Origin of the sequence: Pseudarthrobacter sp. NIBRBAC000502771 (assembly GCF_006517215.1) — a bacterium.
Lineage (GTDB): Bacteria > Actinomycetota > Actinomycetes > Actinomycetales > Micrococcaceae > Arthrobacter > Arthrobacter niigatensis.
On the sequence record NZ_CP041187.1, the window covers coordinates 3,479,546 to 3,495,199 of the forward strand.

13 protein-coding genes are annotated in these 15,654 nt (G+C 64.9%); 12 read left to right on the forward strand and 1 reads right to left on the reverse strand.

The window, feature by feature from the left end; all coding sequences use genetic code 11:
• Nucleotides 1–2 precede the first annotated feature (2 nt).
• Both NIBR502771_RS16245 and NIBR502771_RS16250 read left to right on the forward strand, forming a co-directional pair.
• Nucleotides 3–1,481 carry a NuoM family protein gene (locus tag NIBR502771_RS16245; protein WP_141160660.1) on the forward strand — a complete coding sequence of 493 codons (1,479 nt, stop codon included), beginning with the start codon at nt 3–5 and terminating at the stop codon, nt 1,479–1,481.
• 15 nt (nt 1,482–1,496) lie between these two features.
• Nucleotides 1,497–2,903 carry an NADH-quinone oxidoreductase subunit N gene (locus tag NIBR502771_RS16250; RefSeq protein ID WP_141161596.1) on the forward strand — a complete coding sequence of 469 codons (1,407 nt, stop codon included), beginning with the start codon at nt 1,497–1,499 and terminating at the stop codon, nt 2,901–2,903.
• Nucleotides 2,904–3,064: 161 nt separating this feature from the next.
• On the opposite strand, the gene NIBR502771_RS16255 is transcribed toward NIBR502771_RS16250, so the two are convergent.
• Complete coding sequence (locus NIBR502771_RS16255) at nt 3,065–3,496, reverse strand: universal stress protein (protein WP_371706605.1); 432 nt, start codon at nt 3,494–3,496, stop codon at nt 3,065–3,067.
• A 405-nt stretch (nt 3,497–3,901) separates the two neighbouring features.
• On the opposite strand from NIBR502771_RS16255, the gene NIBR502771_RS16260 reads away from it, so the two are divergent.
• The 10 genes from NIBR502771_RS16260 to NIBR502771_RS16305 all read left to right on the forward strand — a co-directional run bounded on the left by NIBR502771_RS16260 (nt 3,902) and on the right by NIBR502771_RS16305 (nt 15,627).
• Nucleotides 3,902–4,201: a DUF4193 domain-containing protein gene (locus tag NIBR502771_RS16260; protein WP_141160661.1), complete on the forward strand. Its 300-nt coding sequence runs from the start codon at nt 3,902–3,904 to the stop codon at nt 4,199–4,201.
• A 246-nt stretch (nt 4,202–4,447) separates the two neighbouring features.
• Nucleotides 4,448–4,651, forward strand: coding sequence for a cold-shock protein (locus NIBR502771_RS16265; protein ID WP_141160662.1), 204 nt, complete (start codon nt 4,448–4,450; stop codon nt 4,649–4,651).
• 42 nt (nt 4,652–4,693) lie between these two features.
• Complete coding sequence (locus tag NIBR502771_RS16270) at nt 4,694–6,040, forward strand: APC family permease (RefSeq protein WP_141160663.1); 1,347 nt, start codon at nt 4,694–4,696, stop codon at nt 6,038–6,040.
• Between the two features lie 282 nt (nt 6,041–6,322).
• On the forward strand, nt 6,323–8,533 hold the full coding sequence (locus NIBR502771_RS16275) for a transglycosylase domain-containing protein (protein WP_246839702.1): 2,211 nt from the start codon (nt 6,323–6,325) through the stop codon (nt 8,531–8,533).
• Nucleotides 8,534–9,119: 586 nt separating this feature from the next.
• A complete protein-coding gene (locus tag NIBR502771_RS16280) occupies nt 9,120–9,587 on the forward strand; it encodes a hypothetical protein (RefSeq protein WP_210411243.1) in 468 nt (155 codons plus the stop codon).
• Nucleotides 9,584–10,225: a gluconate 2-dehydrogenase subunit 3 family protein gene (locus tag NIBR502771_RS16285; protein WP_141160664.1), complete on the forward strand. Its 642-nt coding sequence runs from the start codon at nt 9,584–9,586 to the stop codon at nt 10,223–10,225. Before NIBR502771_RS16280 ends, NIBR502771_RS16285 begins: the two co-directional genes overlap by 4 nt.
• A gap of 77 nt (nt 10,226–10,302) precedes the next feature.
• Nucleotides 10,303–11,877: a GMC family oxidoreductase gene (locus tag NIBR502771_RS16290; protein WP_246839703.1), complete on the forward strand. Its 1,575-nt coding sequence runs from the start codon at nt 10,303–10,305 to the stop codon at nt 11,875–11,877.
• 2 nt (nt 11,878–11,879) lie between these two features.
• Nucleotides 11,880–13,670, forward strand: coding sequence for a thiamine pyrophosphate-requiring protein (locus NIBR502771_RS16295; protein ID WP_141160666.1), 1,791 nt, complete (start codon nt 11,880–11,882; stop codon nt 13,668–13,670).
• A 3-nt stretch (nt 13,671–13,673) separates the two neighbouring features.
• Nucleotides 13,674–14,777 carry an enolase C-terminal domain-like protein gene (locus NIBR502771_RS16300; RefSeq protein ID WP_141160667.1) on the forward strand — a complete coding sequence of 368 codons (1,104 nt, stop codon included), beginning with the start codon at nt 13,674–13,676 and terminating at the stop codon, nt 14,775–14,777.
• 94 nt (nt 14,778–14,871) lie between these two features.
• Nucleotides 14,872–15,627 carry a ZIP family metal transporter gene (locus tag NIBR502771_RS16305; RefSeq protein WP_141160668.1) on the forward strand — a complete coding sequence of 252 codons (756 nt, stop codon included), beginning with the start codon at nt 14,872–14,874 and terminating at the stop codon, nt 15,625–15,627.
• The last annotated feature ends 27 nt before the right edge of the window (nt 15,628–15,654 follow it).

Below are 15,654 nucleotides of genomic sequence, written 5' to 3' on the forward strand. Positions count from 1 at the left end.
CTTTGCTCAGTCTCGCCATCCTCTTCCCCCTGGCCGCGGCGGCGGCAGTCCTGATGTCCGCCGGACGCGGCGGCATGGCCCGCGCCCTCTTCCTCGGGGCGACCGCCGTCGAGGTGGTACTCACCGCGATCCTGTGGGCCGGATACCAGGACCCGGGACCGGACGGACTGGCCTATGAGGAACGGCTGCGGTGGATCCCCAATGTGGGAAGCAGCTACCACGTGGGGGTGGACGGACTGTCACTGCCCCTGATCGGCCTCACCGCCGTCATCTTCCTTGCCTGCGCCGTGTACGACTGGGGCGCCAGGGACCGGCCGGCCCCCAGGGCAGCGCTGTTCCTGTTCCTCGAAGCCACCAGCGTGGGACTGTTCGCCGCCCAGGACCTCATCCTGTTCTTCCTGTTCTTCGACCTGTCCATCGTTGGCATGTACTTCGTGATCGCCGGGTGGGGCCATGGGGACAAGGCACGGTCAGCCTTGAAGTTCTTCCTCTACACCTTCCTGGGCTCGCTGGCGCTGCTGCTGGGCTTCATCGGCCTCTACCTCGGCGGCGCGCCGCACACGTTCGATATTCCGGAACTGCTCCGGGCCCAGCCGCTGCGTGACAACCCGGCCGGCCTGTGGGTGCTTGGCGCCGTCGTCTTCGGCCTGGCCATCAAAACCCCCACCGTGCCGTTCCACACCTGGCTGCCCCCGGCACATACCGATGCGCCCGCCACCGGCTCAGCCGTCCTTGCCGGTGTGCTGCTGAAAATGGGCACCTACGGCTTCGTCCGGATCGCGATGCCGCTGCTTCCCGACGCCTGGCGGGCGTGGGTCCCGGCCCTGGTGGCTGTGGGCGTGGTGTCGGTTCTGTACGGGGCACTCGTGGCCCTGGCCCAGAGCGACCTGAAACGCATGATCGCCTACACCTCCGTCAACCACATGGGCTACATCGTCCTCGCCCTGGCCGCAGCCGGTGCCGGCGGCAGCCCCGCAGCCCGGGAAACAGCCGTGACCGGCGCCGTCACGCAAATGGTCAGCCACGGCCTCATCACCGGCGCCCTCTTCCTGCTGGCCGGAGTTCTGCACAGCCGGGCCGGCACCTACGACATGGGTGCCTTCGGCGGCCTCGCCTCCCCGGCACCCCGCTTTGCCGCATTCTTCGCCGTGGCTGCCTTCGCCTCGCTCGGCCTGCCCGGTTTCAGCGGCTTCATCGCCGAATTCCAGATCTTCGCCGGTAGCATCGGCGCCGTCCCCCTGACCGCCCTCGCACTTCCGGGCATCCTCATCACAGCCGCGCTCTTCCTGCGCGCACTCCAGCGCGTGTTCACCGGGGAACCACGGGGAAAGTCCCCCGGACTGGCTGACCTTCGCCCTGCCGAAGCCTGGTCCACAGGCGGCCTGCTGGTGCTCTCTGTGCTGATCGGCCTCATCCCGGCGCCCTTGCTGGACACCATCAGCCCGGCCTCGGCGTCGCTGGTCAGCCTGCTGGGAGGGTAGGCGTTAGTGGAATCCATGAATCCCGGCGCTGATGCCCTCGCGCTGCTTCCGGAAATCCTGATGCTGACCGGTGCCATCACCGCTCTGCTGACCGGATCATTCGTTCCCCGGGAACGGCAATGGATCAGCCGGATCATTGCACTGGGCGCACTGGCAGCAAGCGCAACCGCGGCTGCTGCCGCCGTTGCTGGAACGGCCACGTCCGCCTACTCCGGTAGCTACACGATCGACGCCGGCACCGGCGCCGGGCGGCTGGTGGTGGCGGTATCGGCACTGTTGGTCATCGTGCTGGGCACAAATGAACTCCGCGCGACCGACCGCGAAAGCGAAACTTACACCCTGATCCTGCTGGCTTGCCTCGGCGCGACCGTGCTTACAGGTGCGGCCGACCTCCTGGTGCTCATCGCGGGTTTCCTCCTTGCCAGCATCCCGCTGTATGCCCTGATCGGCATCGGAAGAACCAAGAATGGCGCCGAGGCCGCGCTCAAGACCTACCTGCAGGGCGCATTCTTCGGCATCCTGCTCATGCTCGGCGTCGCCGTGCTCTATGCCGCCGCCGGAACCACGTCCTACGCCGGCCTCCGGTCGGGGCTCGAACATGCCGCAGGGGCGATAACCGGTGTGGGGCTGGTGGGCGTCCTGGCCGGGCTGATGTTCAAGGCAGGAGCCGTTCCCGCCCACTTCTGGGTTCCGGATGCCGCCGAAGGGGCCGGAACCGCGGCTGCCGCCTTCGCCACCACGGTCCCTAAAATTGGCGGGATCCTGGCCGCCTACCGTTTGCTGGGGCAGATGCCCGGCACCGTAGCGTGGCCGCTGCTGGTCGCCCTGCTCGCCGCCGTGACCATGACACTGGGAAACCTGGCAGCGTTCGGCCAGAAGAACCCGCGGCGCCTGCTGGGCTGGTCCACGGTCAGCCAGGCCGGATACCTGCTCATGCCCCTCGCCGTGGCAGGTGCTGTCCCGCTGGCGTTGCCCTCCGTGCTGGTCTACCTGGCCGGTTACGCAGCCAGCAACCTCACAGCATTCGCCATCATCGGAGCCTACCCGGACCGCGCCGAACTCCGCGGCTACGAAGGGCTATCGACCGCCCGGCCGTGGCACGCCGTGGCACTTGTCGTGGCCCTCCTCAGCCTGGTCGGGACCCCACCCACCGGAGTCTTCCTGGGGAAGCTGGCGGTCTTTACTGCAGCGTGGGATGGCGGCTTCTGGTGGCTCGCCGCCCTCGCAGCACTCAACACCGTCGCCAGCCTCTTCTACTACCTCCGCTGGCTCGCCCCCGCCTTCCGCACCGCCTCACCGGAGACCCCCGGAGCAGGAGACTTCACCCCCCGGGCTTGGCCCGCGCGGGCAGCCACGAGCGGAGCGTTCCTGACCTTGGCTGTGGGCATCGGCGGCGGCCTCGTCTGGGCCACCCTAGGCTGACCCCTCCAAGCATCGCTGGCCACGAGGACCGGGCACCTGCCTGTAGACCTACTGGTCCCGCACAGGTTTTCGATGACCTGCCGGATTCAGGGATGCACACTCGGTTCGCTACCGGAGCCTCTGCTCGCCGGCCAATCCTCGCCCGCGGGGGTTACGAGCCGTTACCCTGCCGCCCGGAAGACCAAGACCGGGCAAGGTGCGTGATGGGCCACTTGATTAGTGACCGACCCGAGCAGCAGCCCTGCGAAACCTCCGTGACCGCGGGATCCAACAACAAGCAGGTCGGCGTCTTTTGCTGCGTCAAGCAAGGCCCTTGCTGGCAGGTCGCGGACAAGCACCGCCGAAATCTCCAGCCCTTGGCTGTCGACCGTCTCCAGCGCTTCAGACTGCATGCGCTGAAAGTAGTGAAGGGCGTCATTTGGTCCGGCGTCTTCAACACTGGAGGGCACCGGGGGATAGTGCCAGGCCGTGACCGCCCTGACCGCTCCTTGCCTCAAGCGGGCTTCCTCCACCGCCCATTTCAGGGCACCAAAAGACAATTCAGAACCATCGAGGCCCACAACGATGAGAAATGCACTGGCACCCATTTTCATCCTCACATCCCCGGCGGTTCCGCCACCGTACGCAGGGCCATCTTTTGCCGGGCCCGCTGGATGGTCAAGGGACGTAAGCCCTTCTTTGCTTCAGTGGCCGGCGTAGGGCGTCCGGGTTCCCCAGATTTCGGCAATATGGTCTACCACAGTACTGATCTATTCCAATCAGGGCGTTCTTCTTCCACTTTCACCGATAGCGCCCCTCCACCCCACAGGAGGATTTAACAAAAACTGCTCGCACTGGGTATTCCCCACAGTTCGACAGTAGCCTTACTATCTTCATGAGTAAATCCATGATGCACGCCAGACGTTTCCCAATAGCAAATTACCGGCCTCGATGGAATGGCGCAGGATTCACCTGGCTTCGCTGCATCGTGGAGCGGGACAAGGAGAAACGAAAACGCTATGGCAACCGATTACGACGAAGTTCGTTCCGAGGTAAAGGAATCTCAAGAGAAGTCCCTTGAGGCACTCCGCGCCGCCAACACTCCCGACGCCCGCAGCGTGGTCACGGAACTGGAAGAAGCCGATTCGGTCGACGGCGTGGACCTTCCCGGCGACATCATCGCTGAGGAACTTGTCGTCGAAGTAGTGCCCCAAAAGGAAGACGAATTCACCTGCTCCTCCTGCTTCCTGGTCCGGCATCGCTCCCAGCTCGCAAAAGAAAAGGACGGCCACCCCTACTGCAGCGAGTGCGAAGGATAGCGCTGGGGCCTTACGCGCAGATCATCGCGGTCAGCAAAGTGCTATTAACCATGGCGCCGACAAGCCCTCGACAGCATCCGGAAACATAACGGTAGGGGAACGATCCACCCAGTCCAACTCCACGCCCTGCAAAGGGCTGCCCTCCGCTGCTAGCGTGCATTCATGGCCCCAGTCATATGATGCCGCCGGTTATGACTAGGGGTTCAGCGTCTCGCCGGACGGCGAGACTAACAAGGATGAAGGTGCATGGCAACAGGAACGGTCAGATGGTTCAGCGCCGAAAAGGGCGTGGGCTTCATCATTCCTGATGACGGTACGGAGGACGTCTTTGCCCACTTCTCGGCCGTACTTGCCACTGGACAACCGGTGCTTTACAAGAACCTGAAAGTACAGTTTGACGTCAGAAAAGGACCGGGCGGGCCTGTGGCGGAAAATATTCGCGTGCTCTGACTCGCCGGTGTTGCCCTTGAGCACAACAGAAGGGACCTTCGCATGACCGCGGACTCCGAATCCTCGAACAAGAAGAAGTTGTCACTGACAGGATCAGTGGCCCTCGGAACAGGGGTGATGATCGGGGCAGGCATTTTTGCCCTTGTAGGTCAAGTGGCGCAACTTGCCGGCAGTTGGGTGCCCTGGGCCTTTTTTGCCGGTGCCGTAGTGGTGGCTTTCAGCTCCTACTCGTACATTCGCTACTCTGCCGCCAACCCGTCGTCGGGCGGAATCGCCATGCTGCTCAAAGCCGCCTACGGGCCCGGGGTGGTGGCGGGAACCTTCTCGCTTTTCATGTATGTATCAATGATCCTGGCCGAATCCCTGCTGGGCAGGACGTTCGCTACATACCTGTTGCGCCCCTTTGGTTTGCAGGGGTCCCCAGTCTGGGTGGCGGTGCTGGCCGTGGCGGCGATCGCCGGCGCAGCCCTGGTCAACCTCGTTGGCAACCGATGGGTGGAGGGTTCCGCAACGGTGACAGCCGGAATTAAGATTGCAGGCATCGCGATCCTGGCGGTGGCCGGCATCATCGCGGCCGGAGCCGGCTCCCTGGGCCGGTTGCTCACCGCCGGGGAACGCACTCCCCCCGAGCAGGGATGGGTGGGCTTCCTGGCTGGAGTTACCTTGTGCATCCTCGCCTACAAGGGCTTCACCACCATCACCAACCAAGGCGCTGACCTCCGCGATCCCAAGCGCAACATCGGCCGTTCCATCATCATCGCCATCGGCCTGTGCACTTTGCTCTACTTGCTGATCACCGCAGCGGTAACGGGAAGCCTCTCGGTAAGCGAAATAACAAAAGCCCGGGACTACGCGCTGGCCGAGGCCGCGGTGCCAACGTTCGGCTCCTGGGGCGTAACCCTCACAGTCGTGATCGCCGTCGTCGCCACTCTTTCCGGGCTGATTGCCAGCCTGTTCTCGGTCTCAAAGCTTTACGACATGCTCCAGGACATGGGGCAGGCTCCCGGACTGCCGGGGAAGGAAGGACACCAATCCCTCTACATCACAGCCGGGCTGGCCATGATCCTGGCCGCATCCTTTGATCTTTCCCAAATCGCCTCCCTTGGCGCAATTCTCTACCTCGCGATGGACATTGCCGTCCACGCCGGTGTCATCTTCCACCTCGCGGACGGCATCCGGGCCAAAACCTGGGTTCCCTGGACGGCCATCGTTCTCGACGCCACCGTGCTGCTGGCCTTCGTATTCGTCAAGGTCCAGTCCGACCCGCTCACTGTCGCCACTACAGGAGCCGTGGCTGCAGCAATCACTGCCGCCCAATGGATTGCGGTCAGGCGCCGGAGCCACCAGGACCAGCCCCACAGGAAATCGCCAGCCCGGGAAACCCGCTAGCAGACGCTCCGGGCGTCATTGCATCTTGGGACGGTGTGCTTTTCTTCCTGTCGCCCACGGCCTTGGTGACATAACGGTAGAGGAACGATCCCGGCCGGACAACGAGAATCACCCACCGACTGCCGACGCCACTGCTAGCGTGAACCCATGCCGTCGAACATATGATGCGCCTTGTTATGGCTTTGCGGCAGCGCGATCCCGGAACCAGCACGGTTCCGCAAGGCAAGTAGCCAGCCATTGTGGCCGCAGGGGTGCAGACACGAAAGGGAAGGAAGATTCCTGTTGCTGAGGTCAAGGATGTTCCTGGGAAAACTGTTTCTCTTCACCGTTGTCAGCGCACTGGCCGGGGTCCTGGTGACCGCACTGGCGCTTCCCTTCGCGGCAGCCGGCGCCTCGGCGGCTGGATTTTCGAACAGGCTGCTCAGCAGCTTTCCCGATGAACTGGAGATCGGCAGGCAGGCCCAGGCCAGCACGGTCCTGGCCAGCGACGGGTCCCTGATAACCACCTTCTTCAGCCAGAACCGGGACAGCGTGCCGCTGGACAGCATGGCGCAGTCCATGCAGGACGCCATCATCGCGATAGAAGATGCCCGCTTCTACGACCATGGCGGCACTGACCCGGTGGGCATCCTCCGGGCCCTCGCCGCCACCGCCGGTGGTGCGCGCCAAGGCGCCTCGACAATCACGCAGCAATACGTCAACAACGTCATCATCCAATCGCACATCACCGCAGGACATCCCGACGACGTGAGACTGGGGCCCGAAAAAACCCTGCGCGACAAGCTCAGGGAAATGAAACTAGCGGTCTCGCTCGAAAAGACCCACACCAAGGACCAGATCCTTCAGGGCTACTTGAACATCATCTATTTCGGCAACAATGCCTACGGCATCGAGGCGGCCGCCAAGTACTACTTCGGGGTCCACGCGAAGGACTTGAACCTGCACCAGGCGGCCACACTGGCCGGAATCATCAACAATCCGTCCTTCTACGACCCGGTGACCCAGCCCAACCACGCGCTCGCACGGCGGAACCTGGTTCTGGACAAGATGCTCGAGCAGGGACGGATCACCGCCGCGGCCCACTCCAAAAGCGTGGAGAGCCCCATCGGCCTTGACCTCCACCCCACACGGCAAGGCTGCGTGGCAGCCCGGACCGCGCCATACTTCTGCGACTACGTCCAAAGGCTCATCCTGAACAACCCCGCCTACGGGGCCGACGAAAACGCGCGCCGCGCCCTCCTGTACAGCGGCGGCCTGACCATCCGGACCACCCTCGATCCAGCCTTGCAACAAAAAGCCCAGGCCCTTGTCCGTGCCACCATGTCAGCCGGTGACCCCCTGCAGCGGGGAACGGCGCTGGTCAGCATTCAGCCCGGCACCGGAAAAGTCCTGGCCATGGCACAGAACACGCACTACGATCCGGCCCCTGCCCCGGGAAATTACATGGGCAACTTCGCCCTCCCCGCAAACGACAAGAACGGCAACTCCCTGAACGGGGCCGGCGGCTTCCAGGTGGGCTCCACCATCAAGCCGTTTATCTTCGCCCAGTGGCTCAACGCCGGGAAGTCAATGAACACCATCCTCAACGGCGCAGCGCGGAAGTATCCCCGTGGATATCCCTGGAAGAACAGCTGCGGCACTACATCGGGGGCGTACGACCCCGCTGCCGGCACCCACCTGCTCCCCAACGACGATCCAAACCATTACTACAAAATGACCGTCCTGCAGGGCCTCTATCAATCCATCAACACCATCACGTTCCAGTCCGCCAGCCAGCTCGACCTCTGCAATGTCCAAAAAATGACTACAGCGGCCGGCATCAGGAACGGGCACACCAACGCTCCTTACGATTTCTCCAAAATCTCCAACCTCATCGGCTCCGTTGACGTCGCACCACTGACCATGGCCAACGCCTACGCCACATTCGCCAGCGGCGGCAACTACTGCCGCCCGACAGCACTCACCGGCATCACGGACAGCCGCGGCAACCAACTTCCCGTCCCCTCAGCCGACTGCCACCAAACAATCAAACCGGCAGTGGCAGCCGGGGTCACGTACGCGCTCAAGAACGTCCTGATCAAAGGATCGGGATACAAACTGCCGGTCGACAAGACCAGCTACGACATCTTCGCCAAGACCGGGACAACCGACGGGAACATCAACACCTGGACGGTTGGTGCCACCGCGGGTGTCGCAACCGCCTCCTGGTTCGGCAGCTACAAAGGCACCGGACCGCAATGGATAAACCAGGACATCACCATCAACGGCCGCTACTACAGCGTCGTCAACGGTGCGGACCTCGCCGGCATGCAGTGGGCACGCTTCATGAACCAGGCAGCCCCGAAGTTCAGCACTGACAACTTCCCGCCCCCACCAGCTTCCATGCTCAGAACGCCGCAGAAACAGTCGCCGAACAACTCCCGAGACAACACGGCATACGGAACCCGCACAGACGGCACACGGTCTACTACGCGCCCCTCGGCCGGTCGTTAAGTCCTAACAGACCAGCAGCTTGTTCTCACTTTTCCTGCGCGGCTTCAACTCCCGCGAGGCCCGGAACATTGCGGCAGTCTTGGGTGTATTACCGCCCGGGAAGCACTCTCCTACTGACGGAACATGCGGAGAGACTGCGAGAAGTTCGGCTTATCCAGGCACTAGGGCATAAATGCTAAACGTTAACTATTGCTGCACGGCATATGTTGGAGTTCAATGGAGATATGGCTTGTTGGACTTTCCGAAGGCCCGCTTCACCACTGGATTCCTGTGGTGAAGCGGCCGTCGGAAGTGCCGAGACTGGCTGTGGCCAACCAATAACTGGTCGATCGTCCCCGAATGCATCGCTGGCCTGCCGCGTATTCCCGGAGTTCCGGCGCGCGGGTAGCGGCCGCGGTCACAGCGCGGGCAGCATTGCAGGGGTGAACCCGATTCGGCAGCCAGGCCGCCAAGGTGGCTTTGCCAAGACCACTGCGAGGTGGTTCCTTACGGGGATCGTTGCAGAAGCTACTTCGCCGGCCTGTAGACGCTGCGATAACGCATCCCCCGATGTGCAAGAAACCTCCCGTGGCAGGTTAGGAGAATCGTGAAAACACAACGCGCAGAACATACCGTCGCCGTCACCGTGCACGGGATTGACCGGCTGATCCGGAATGTGCAGACTGGCCGGTTTGAGCGGTCCCTCTCAGCGTTGACGGCAGCGGGCGCCCTGGTGACGGCCGCTGAAATCTTCTTGGAGCATGACAAGGCAAGTTTCGGCAACAAGTGGATGTGGGCGCCGGTTGCCCTTGGTCCGTTGGGGGCTGCGGCGGGGGTGGCAGGGGTCTTCAGCCGCCGCATGGCCAAGACGGCGCTTCCGCTGGCAAGCGCAGCCATCATAGTCAACGGCGTGCAGGGTACCTGGCTGCATCTGCAGGGCATTCGGCAGAAGCCGGGCGGTCTGTCCAACCTGCGCTACAACCTGGAGATGGGCCCGCCACTTTTCGCGCCGCTGCTGGTCACCCTCGTGGGTGGCATGGGTGTGCTGGCCTCGGTCCTGAGGAGGGAACCGTGACCGGGCTGCCCCTGGAGCCGGCCGACAGCGGCGGCCGGTACCCGGGCTTCAGCACCCTCGCCCAGGCGCGGCATTGGGATCCGGCGACGGCCGCCGTCGTGCAGTCCCGGATGGCCCTGCCTCCGGACGTCCGCTTCTTCACCCCGGAGGAGGAGGCGGCGGCGCGGGCCCTGTTTGACCAGTTGCTGGACCAGCAGGCGGAACCGCGGGTGCCGGTGGTGAACATGGTGGATGCGCGCCTGGCGGAGGAGGAGACCGACGGCTGGCACTACGACAACATGCCGCGGGACGGCGAGGCGTGGCGCGCCTCCCTCGCGGCGCTTGACCGGGAGGCCTTGTCCCGGGCAGACCGCACCTTCGCCCTGCTTGACTGGGATGGACGGGCCACGCTGCTCCGGGATCTTTGCGACCTGGACCGGGATCTGTGGCATGGGCTGCCGGCGGACCGGGTGTGGAGCCTGTGGACACGGTATGCGTGCACCGCGTTCTACTCCCATCCCCTGGCCTGGGACGAGATCGGCTTCGCGGGACCGGCCTACCCTCGGGGCTACAAGAACCTGGGCGTGGACCGGCTGGAACCATTCGAAGTGCGCGACGTCCGCCCGGACGCGGATCCCACGCATGGGGCTGACAGATGAGCAACCTGCGGGAACGTAACGAATCCGCCTGGTTGCTGCCGAAGGGCCCTGGCAGCAACCTGCGGCTGAGGGATAACATGCGTCGGTACCGTGACGACGACGAGGTCGACATCGTCGTCGTGGGCTGCGGCGCCGGAGGAGCCACGCTCCTGCAGCGCCTCGCGCGGGCCGGGTGGCGTGCCGTGGGCCTGGATGCGGGGCCGTTCTGGGAGCCCGAGCAGGACTGGGTCAGTGATGAGGCCGGCTCCCACCACCTGTACTGGACTGAACCCCGGGTGATCAGCGGGGAAGACCCCGTGCCGCTGGGTTCAAATAATTCCGGCCGGGGCGTGGGCGGTTCGATGGTCCATTTTGCCGGCTACACACCGCGTTTCCATCCCAGCGATTTCCACACGCTCAGCGCGGACGGTGTGGGCGCGGACTGGCCGCTGGAGTACGGCGAACTCCGGCCCTTTTATGAGGAGATAGAGGCCGAACTGCCGGTTTCCGGCGAACACTGGCCGTGGGGGGATCCGCACAGCTACCCTCACCGGCCGCACCCGGTCTCCGGCAACGGGGAGCTGTTCCTGAGGGGGGCCGATGCCTGCGGCGTGACGGCGAAAGTGGGGCCGGTGGCTATTGCCAATGGCCGGTTCGGCAACCGCCCGCACTGCATTTACCGGGGCTTCTGCCTCCAGGGCTGCAAAGTCAACGCCAAGGCCTCACCGCTGATCACCCACGTCCCCGACGCCCTGGCGCACGGCGCCGAGATCCGGCCCGACTCCATGGCCACCAGAATCTGTCTGGACGAACGCACCGGCCTGGCATCCGGCGTCGAATACGTCCAGGGCGGGGTGACAAAGTTCCAGCGCGCCCGCCTGGTGGCCGTGGCAGGATACTCGATCGAAACGCCCCGCCTGCTGCTGAACTCCACCTCGCCACGCTTCCCGGACGGGATGTGCAACGACTTCGACCAGGTGGGCCGTTACCTGATGGTGCAGGGCGCACCCCAAACGGCCGGGCGGTTCCAGGCCGAAGTGCGGATGTGGAAGGCCCCTCCCCCGGAAGTCAGCACCGAGGACTTCTACGAAACAGACCCGTCAAAGCCCTACAAACGCGGCTTCTCCATCCAGTGCGTCTCCCCGCTCCCCATCACCTGGGCGGAGCATGTTGCAGCGCAGGGGCACTGGGGCGCGGCACTCCGCCGGTACATGAGCGACTACCCGCATTGGGCCTGCCTGGGCGCGCTCTGCGAGTTCCTCCCACTGGAAGGGAACCGGGTGACGCTCGCGGACGAAACGGACCGCCACGGCATCCCCGTGGCCCGCTTCAGCTACAGCCAGTGTGACAACGACCGCCAGCTGATGTCCGCAGCGCAGCAGGTCATGGAGCGGATCCTCACCGCGGCCGGAGCGGAGGAAGTCATCACCATCAACCGCTACGCGCACCTGGTGGGCGGCGCCCGGATGGCCGCCGTCGAGCAGGAGGGGGTGGTGGACCGTAACCTGCGCAGTTTCGCAGTACCCAACCTGCTGGTCACCGACGGCAGCGTCCTGCCCACCCAGGGCAGCGCGAACCCGGCCCTGACCATCATGGCGCTGGCGGCCCGCGCGGCCGGCGTCCTGGTCCAAGACGCCCGCAGGGGCGTCACGATGAGCACGAAGGAAGACTGATCATGGCAACTACAGTGGCTGACTACCTGCTCTCCCGCCTGGGCGAGTGGGGCGTGGACAAGGTCTTCGGTTTCCCCGGAGACGGCATCAACGGCATCCTGGCCGCCTTCGGCAAGGCAGGCAACCAGCCGAAATTCATCCAGGCCCGGCACGAGGAGATGGCCGCGTTCGAAGCTGTGGGCTACGCCAAGTTCAGTGACCGCGCCGCCATCTGCATGGCCACCTCCGGCCCCGGCGCAATCCACCTCCTCAACGGGCTGTACGACGCCAAGCTGGACCATGTTCCCGTAGTGGCCATCGTCGGCCAGACCGCACGCAGCGCCATGGGCGGGTCCTACCAGCAGGAGGTGGACCTGCTGACCCTCTTCAAGGACGTCGCCTCGGACTACGTCCAAATGGTCACCGTTCCGCAGCAACTGCCCAACGTCATCGACCGCGCCATCCGGATCGCAGAGGCGCAGCGGGCACCCACCGCTGTGATTATCCCCGCGGACGTCCAGGAACTCGAATACGCCGCCCCCACGCACGAATTCAAAATGGTCCCCTCCAGCGTCGGAATCCGCTGGCCCGACATCCAGCCGGACAGCGAGTCAATCCGCGGCGCCGCGCAACTCCTGAATGAAGGGTCCAAGGTGGCCATCCTCATTGGCCAGGGTGCCCGGGGAGCTTCCGCCGACGTCCGGGAAGTGGCGGAACTGCTGGGCGCCGGCGTGGCCAAGGCCCTGCTGGGCAAGGACTCACTACCCGACGACCTGCCCTACGTCACGGGTTCCATCGGTCTCCTGGGCACCCGCCCCAGCTACGAGATGATGCGCGACTGCGACACCCTGCTCACGGTCGGCTCCAGCTTCCCCTACACCCAGTTCCTGCCGGAGCCCGGCCAGGCCCGAGGCGTGCAAATCGACGTTGACCCGAAAATGATCGGGCTGCGCTACACCAACGAATTCAACATCGTGGCCGACGCCGGCACCGCCCTGCGTGCCCTCATCCCGCACCTGGAGCGCAAGCAGGACCGGTCCTGGCAGGAAGGCCTGGAGTCATCCATCAGCCGCTGGTGGGAAACCATGCACGACGAAGCCATGGTCAGCGCCGACCCCGTCAACCCCATGCTGCTCTTTGCGGAGCTCTCCACCCGGCTTCCGGCCAACGCAATGCTCAGCGCCGATTCCGGCTCGTCAGCCAACTGGTACGCCCGGCAGCTGAAGTTCCGGGGAGAGGTCCGGGGCTCCTTGTCGGGCAACCTGGCCACCATGGGGCCCGGGGTTCCCTACGCTATCGGTGCCAAGTTTGCCCACCCCGGCCGGCCGGCGATCGCCTTCGCCGGTGACGGTGCCATGCAAATGAACGGACTCGCCGAGCTGATCACCATCAAGCACTACTGGCACGAATGGGACGACCCCCGCCTGGTGGTGGCCGTCCTGCACAACAACGACCTCAACCAGGTCACCTGGGAAATGCGGGCCATGGGCGGAGTGCCCGCCTTCCGCGAATCCCAGGCACTCCCGGACGTGGACTACGCCGGGTTCGCCGAAAGCCTGGGACTGCAGGGCATCCACGTGGACAATCCCGACGACGTCGGCCCGGCCTGGGAGAAAGCCCTCGCCGCTGACAGGCCCACACTCCTGGACGTCCGCACCGACCCCGACATTCCGCCCATTCCACCACACGCCACCCTTGAACAGGCACGGAAGACTGCCGAGGCCATGGTCAAGGGCGATGACAGTGCCTGGGGCGTGGTGAAGGAAGGCGTCAAGACCAAGATCCAGGAATTCCTGCCGCACAAGGAGGGCTGAAGGGTGGGATCCGGGGAGGCCCCCGTCACGGCCCTCAATGCCGCGGTGTACACAGTTCCCACGGATGCGCCGGAAGCGGACGGCACCTTCAGCTGGGACTCCACCACGATGGTGCTGGTGCAGGCCGCGGCGGGCGGGAAGACGGGCCTGGGATGGACGTACGCACCGGCCGCCACAGCGGACCTGGTGGAAGCGCTCCTCGGCCCAGCCGTGCACGGCGTTGACGCCCTGGACGTGCCGGCCGCTGCGGCGGCGATGGCCCGGACGGTGCGCAACCCCGGCAGCACGGGGCTGGCATCCTACGCCGTCTCCGCCGTCGACTGTGCCCTCTGGGACCTGAAGGCCCGCCTCCTGGACCTGCCGCTGCACAAACTCCTCGGCTCGGTCAGGGACAGCGTGGCGGTCTACGGCAGCGGCGGGTTCACCACCTATTCGGAAGACCAGCTGCGGAGTCAGCTGGAAGGCTGGGCCCACGGCCAACGCATCCCGCGCGTGAAGATTAAGATCGGCCAGGACAACGGAACCAACGTTCCCCGGGACCTGGAGCGCATCCGCCAGGCGCGTTCCGCCGTCGGCCCTGACGTGGAACTGTTCGTTGACGCCAATGGCGCCTATACCGACAAACAGGCTGTCCGCGTCATGCGCGAGGTTGCTGCCGAGAACGTGACGTGGTTCGAGGAGCCCGTCTCAAGCGACCACCTGGCCGGGCTCCGGGTGGTGCGGGACGCGGTGGACGCCGACGTGGCCGCCGGCGAATACGGGACCGGTCTCCCCTACTTCCAACGCCTGTGCGCCGCGGATGCCATCGACTGCCTGCAAGCGGACGTCAGCAGGTGCGGCGGGATCACCGAGTGGCTGCGCATCGCCGCCGTCGCCGCTGCCCACGGCCTTCAAGTCTCCGGCCACTGCGCACCTCACCTGAATGCCGCGGTCGCCGCCGCCACCCCCAACTTCCGCCACCTCGAATGGTTCCACGACCACGTCCGGATCGAGAACCTCTTCTTTGAGGGCACCTTGGATCCGCAAGGCGGATGGGTACGGCCAGGAGATGGACCGGGCAACGGATTAGCTTTCCGCGCCGCTGATGCGGACCGCTACCGGGTGTGAGTGATGGCCGGTTGCAGCATGACGACAAGAGAAACGGAAACGCAGTGAACAGAAGGATTACCAGCAACGTTCGTACGACGGCAGGGGGTGCCTGATGCCGATGTGGCTGCAGGCCTGGATGTGGGGCACGATCGCCGGCGGTGCACTGGTGGTCGGGTGCGCCCTGGCATGGAAGTGGAAGATCCCCTCGAAAATCGTCTCTTCTGTCATGTCTTTCGGCGCCGGCGTGCTGATCTCTGCCCTCGCCTTTGAACTGGTGGAAGAAGCAGTCAACGGCGGCGGCCTGTGGCCCACCATCGGAGGCTTCGCCACCGGCGCCATGGTCTACGTCGCCGCCAACGCGCTCCTTGCCCTCAAAGGCGCCAAGCACCGCAAACGCTCCAACGGAAAGCAGCCCTCAGAGCAGCAGAAACCCGGCAGCGGGACCGCCATCGCCATCGGGGCCCTGCTGGACGGGATCCCGGAATCAGTGGTCCTCGGCGTGGGACTGGTCACTGCCGGCGCGGTCAGCCCGGCCATGCTGGCCGCCGTCTTCATCTCCAACGTCCCCGAAGGCCTTTCCAGCACGGCCGGCATGAAAAGAGCCGGCCGCAGCGCCAAATACGTCTTCGGAGTCTGGGTCGGTATCGCGGTCCTGTCCGGTATCGCGGCGTTGGTCGGCTTCCTGCTTCTGCAGGGCGCACCGAGCCAGGTCGTCGCCTTTATCACCGCGGTGGCGGCCGGCGCCATTCTGGCCATGCTGGCCGACACCATGATCCCCGAAGCCTTCGAAGAACACCACCTGCTCACCGGCCTCATCGCCGCCGCCGGATTCCTCGCCGCCTTTACCGTGGACCAGGTAGGCGGCTGAGCCGTAACTGCGACTGAAAGGATGCTC

Bases quoted from the DNA above. Each gene is read 5' to 3' on its own strand.
- NIBR502771_RS16250 (WP_141161596.1), top strand. From the start codon at position 1,497: ATGAATCCCGGCGCTGATGCCCTCGCGCTGCTTCCGGAAATCCTGATG.
- NIBR502771_RS16255 (WP_371706605.1), bottom strand. From the start codon at position 3,496: ATGAAAATGGGTGCCAGTGCATTTCTCATCGTTGTGGGCCTCGATGGT.
- NIBR502771_RS16260 (WP_141160661.1), top strand. From the start codon at position 3,902: ATGGCAACCGATTACGACGAAGTTCGTTCCGAGGTAAAGGAATCTCAA.
- NIBR502771_RS16265 (WP_141160662.1), top strand. From the start codon at position 4,448: ATGGCAACAGGAACGGTCAGATGGTTCAGCGCCGAAAAGGGCGTGGGC.
- NIBR502771_RS16270 (WP_141160663.1), top strand. From the start codon at position 4,694: ATGACCGCGGACTCCGAATCCTCGAACAAGAAGAAGTTGTCACTGACA.
- NIBR502771_RS16290 (WP_246839703.1), top strand. From the start codon at position 10,303: ATGCGTCGGTACCGTGACGACGACGAGGTCGACATCGTCGTCGTGGGC.
- NIBR502771_RS16295 (WP_141160666.1), top strand. From the start codon at position 11,880: ATGGCAACTACAGTGGCTGACTACCTGCTCTCCCGCCTGGGCGAGTGG.
- NIBR502771_RS16305 (WP_141160668.1), top strand. From the start codon at position 14,872: ATGCCGATGTGGCTGCAGGCCTGGATGTGGGGCACGATCGCCGGCGGT.